3 protein-coding genes and 2 pseudogenes are annotated in these 3,989 nt (G+C 42.2%); 3 read left to right on the forward strand and 2 right to left on the reverse strand.

Going from position 1 to position 3,989, the window contains the following annotated elements; translation table 11 throughout:
* Window positions 1–500: pseudogene (locus IM319_RS06950) on the reverse strand (hypothetical protein); the annotation flags it as partial.
* Between IM319_RS06950 and IM319_RS06955 the strand changes: the two are divergent.
* Entirely contained in the window at window positions 486–611 is a 126-nt protein-coding gene (locus tag IM319_RS06955) for a hypothetical protein (RefSeq protein ID WP_256378254.1), read from the forward strand. The pseudogene IM319_RS06950 and the gene IM319_RS06955 sit on opposite strands and share 15 nt — an antisense overlap.
* A 3-nt stretch (window positions 612–614) precedes the next feature.
* Here IM319_RS06955 and IM319_RS06960 read toward each other — a convergent pair whose 3' ends face one another.
* A complete protein-coding gene (locus IM319_RS06960; RefSeq protein WP_287735102.1) occupies window positions 615–1,952 on the reverse strand; it encodes an OB-fold nucleic acid binding domain-containing protein in 1,338 nt (445 codons plus the stop codon).
* A gap of 249 nt (window positions 1,953–2,201) precedes the next feature.
* Between IM319_RS06960 and IM319_RS06965 the strand changes: the two are divergent.
* Window positions 2,202–2,453: pseudogene (locus IM319_RS06965) on the forward strand (helix-turn-helix domain-containing protein); the annotation flags it as partial.
* A 407-nt stretch (window positions 2,454–2,860) separates the two neighbouring features.
* Window positions 2,861–3,130, forward strand: a complete 270-nt coding sequence (locus IM319_RS06970) for a hypothetical protein (RefSeq protein WP_286823775.1) — start codon at window positions 2,861–2,863, stop codon at window positions 3,128–3,130.
* Window positions 3,131–3,989 lie beyond the last annotated feature (859 nt).

Raw genomic sequence — 3,989 nt, forward strand, 5'->3', positions numbered from 1 at the left:
CGGACAAGCTTTTCTGAACCGAACCCCCTAAGCCGAGTTTTCAAGGTGCTGTCCGCCCACTTGGTTTTCGAGACGGTCTTTTTAATTCTAACGTAAAGCCAACCTAGAACGGCGGGGTTTCCCACCCAAAATTTTCGATGACGGGAACCAAAGGAGAGAATCCCCGATCTTGTTTCCTGATCACCGATAATATCTACCACTCCCTCTCCGTAAATCCAAGGAAAAGCTCCTCCGAGTTGGCGAATTTGCAGAGTACCATCGGGATTAATTGCTTTGATAATAGCACCAATTTCGTCTTTATGACCAGTAATAGCAATTTTTTGGGTCGAATCCTGTCCTCTAATTTTGCCGATGACATTTCCCGCTTGATCTTGCCATGTTTCTAATCCTAACTCTTGAAAGCGTTCTAGTAACAGGCGATCGATTTCCGTTTCCATTCCACTAGGAGAATGATGGAGGACAAGAGTAGCAATAGTGTCAAAGAGGTGATCAAAATCCATATTTGTCTTGATTTGTGGGTCGAAAGAGAATTATTATCGAAACAGGAAATCGAGAAGGTTTTACAGGAACAATATTGGCGCAGCCATGGCTCTTGGGTGATTGCCAGTTAGCATTTAATGATTAATCAGAGGTGCAGAATTAGCCTGAAAACCCGCAACTTTCAGAGACTCTAGCACCGAATTGTCATCCTCTACCCAATAGTTTTGTCCTAAACGCACAAATTGACGCTGAGTTCCCGCACCAATGGTGGCAATAATGGGAACTTTTGCCTTTTGTTTGTCTCCCGATTGCAGAATACTTTTAAGAAGATTTTGACGATTTTGGTTGACGACATCTTGCATCGATAAATTAACCATCACCATTTTAATGGTTTCGATCGGTTCCGCATCTTCGATAATTAATTGTACCCGATCATCTCGGCGATCAATTTTTCCCCACACCATTAAAGTTGCTTCCTCCACTAATAATTTTTGCAGACGTTCATAGGTATCGGAAAAAACCACCGCTTCCGACTGTCCCGAGGCATCTTCTAGGGTTAAAAAAGCCATGGGAGTCCCTTTTTTGGTCATAATTTTCTTAACGGCATTTAATAGGACAATTGCACTGACTTTTTTTCTGGTTTTGTGTTCTTCTAAGTCGGCTAAATTGATAGGAGATAGGACTTGAGCGGCTCTTTGTAAAGCTTTTAAAGGATGTTCGGAAACATAAAAACCTAAATGTTCTTTTTCCAGTTTTAACTTTTCCTGTAGGGAAAAATCTTCCACTGCCGGCGCACTGGGAGACTGTTCAAACTCGGATTCTTGTTTATTTTCTGTGCTACCTCCTAGCATATCAAAAATATTCATTTGACCACTTTCTTTCTCTTTGGTGCGTTTTTGCGCCCAGGCAACTACTAATTCTAAATCTTCAATTAATTGATGGCGATTGGGTTGAATTTTATCAAAAGCACCACAATAAATTAGCGTTTCTAAAGCTCTTTTGTTGACCAATCGCAAATCAACACGCTCGCAAAAATCACCTAAGGAAGTAAACTTTCCTCCTGTTGCTTCCCGCGCTTTTAAAATAGCCTCGATCGCATTTTCGCCCAGATTTCTAACTGCGGACAAACCAAAGAGAATTTTGCGTCCAATCGGGGTAAAATGTTTTTGCGATCGATTGATGTCGGGAGGTTCGACATCGATATTCATTTTCTGACAGTTTTCTCGATACTTTTCCACCTTATCCTGATTATCGCTACTAGCAGTTAGTAACGCTGTCATATATTCCACAGGATAATTAGCTTTTAAATAAGCGGTTTGATAGGTGACGTAAGCATAAGCGGTAGAGTGAGATTTATTAAAACAATTGGAGGCAATTAACCCGTTGCCCAGCAAAAAATTATGATCTTTCTCCACACCAATATCGTAAACGGGTTTTCTTCCCAAGGATTGACGACCGATAATTTTCACCATATTAGTAACTCAACTCTCCAGAGATTTTGGCAAGGGTGCTAATAGAAATATAGCATTTCTTTGCTCAATCAGGCTCCCCAGGACAAAAAAATTACCATATTAATAACTAAAGTGTATATTCTACCTACAATAGGTTACGATCAAATTAAACAACATCATCGAAAATTTTGGTCTGAAACCCCGTCGTTTCAGGTTGGCTTTACTATTAAATACTAGCGCATTTACACCATATATGCTAGAATGTGAGGCGTGGAGAAAGCCTATTAGTTTCGATTTTACCCAACACCCGAACAAGAGTCGCTATTGCGGCACACCTTGGGCTGTGTAAGATTAGTTTACAATCAAGCTCTCTATGTCAGAACACAAGCTGGGTACGAAAGACAAGAAAGAGTAGGATACAGTCAAACTTCTTCAATGTTAACCGAGGAGAAAAAACAAGAAGAATTAGACTTCTTGAATTAGGTTAGCTGTGGCCCTTTGCCACAAGGTTTAAGACACCTATAAACAGCTTTTACTAATTTCTGGCTCTTCGGGACTTGGTATGGTTCGATAGGGGGGCATAAATCGACTCAATCCTTATCTGGCAAGAGATTTAATTGATTAGTTCGATCCAGATCGCAAACAATTGACAAAAATTGCGGCAATGTCTGTCTCTATAAAGGTTTCATTCCTTATAACCCCGTCCATTGCACAAGACAAACCGAAGAACCTAATTTCTTTGCTGGTCCTACTAAATTTGGTTAAAGGGTAGCAACGCAAAGCGGGACAAAATGCAGCAGTTGAGATAGCAAAGAAACCTGGCAACTGAGGGCAAGGGCATATCTTGACGAGAGGTCAGCACTGGGTAGTTCACGGATTGTGTTATAATTCTGGCCAAGCCATCAAGGTATTTGAAAAGGAGTAACACCATGAATCTATCTTCAGAAGCCTATCGCCAAGCCCTCGTGCGCGATGGAGAACGGCGCTATCGCGAATGGCACCAAAATTATCACAACGACTGCCGTCAATCAACGGCTGAATACCAAGCTCGTTCGGCCCAACAACGTCCAACAAAGCCTTGGATTTCCTCGGAAGCCTACCGCCAATTTTTAGTCAGAGATGGGGAGCGGCGTTTTGCGGAATGGCATGGCGAGTTTTTAGACTATCAAAGACAATTTCTGGCCGGTCAATCCACCTAAACGGATGTCAACAAATCCGCATTACAGCAATCTCTGAAAATAGTGGCTAGAGTCCAGGAAAAAATGGCTAATACCAATTCTCAATAGTCGTGACTAACATCCCAAAGTGCAATTCCTTTCTCAGAGAGGGATTGCACTTTGAAATGATCAACTAAGTCTGTCATTCTTTCGTACCTATCCCTATGCCCTAATCTATCACCAAGCCCTAGATAGCCCCAAGACCAAGGAGACTATAAGACTCGTTGGGACTCGTCTCAAAAAGCAGGTTCCTGTGAAGCAAGAATCTCCCATCACACATCTTCGCAGTGTGATGGCTAGATTGTCAAGTCTGTCCACCCCTCAGCCCCACAAATAACACCTAAGATAGCGACCATTAAAACTGAAATTTCCATACATTTGTAATTTAAGCACCTAAAAGCCTTGCAAAGCAAGGCTTTTGCTATTAGTTTATTTGTTCTATGTCCATGGCAGCTCTTGGCTAGAGCCAGCGATCGCTTGATAAGGAAAGCACAGGTGCGATCAATCAAAACAGGCTCCAGTTACCCTTCCGAGTCGATTGTAGGCAGTCAAGGGTAGTCCATCGATCGCCAAGACTACCTTGCGGTAAGGGTTTCATTATTTTTCTTGGGGGGAAGTCCAGTTATCCCTGCAAGGTTCTTGTATTTGTATTGTTTTTAGGTGCGCTCGCCCTGCCGTTCAAATGGGGAGTTTTGCTCAAAAAAAAGGGTACCAGCAACGACCTTAACCCGCCTTTTCTGAGAATTGACGGCATTTCTTAAGCACAAAAATGAGAATTGTTTTTAGGTACGCTCGCCCTGCCGTTCAAATGGGGAGTTTTGCTCAGAAAAAAGGGTACCAG

The organism is Microcystis sp. M113S1 (assembly GCF_020246945.1).
GTDB lineage: Bacteria > Cyanobacteriota > Cyanobacteriia > Cyanobacteriales > Microcystaceae > Microcystis.

Coding starts and splice junctions, on each gene's coding strand:
- IM319_RS06970 (WP_286823775.1), top strand. CDS start 2,861: ATGAATCTATCTTCAGAAGCCTATCGCCAAGCCCTCGTGCGCGATGGA.
- IM319_RS06960 (WP_287735102.1), bottom strand. CDS start 1,952: ATGGTGAAAATTATCGGTCGTCAATCCTTGGGAAGAAAACCCGTTTAC.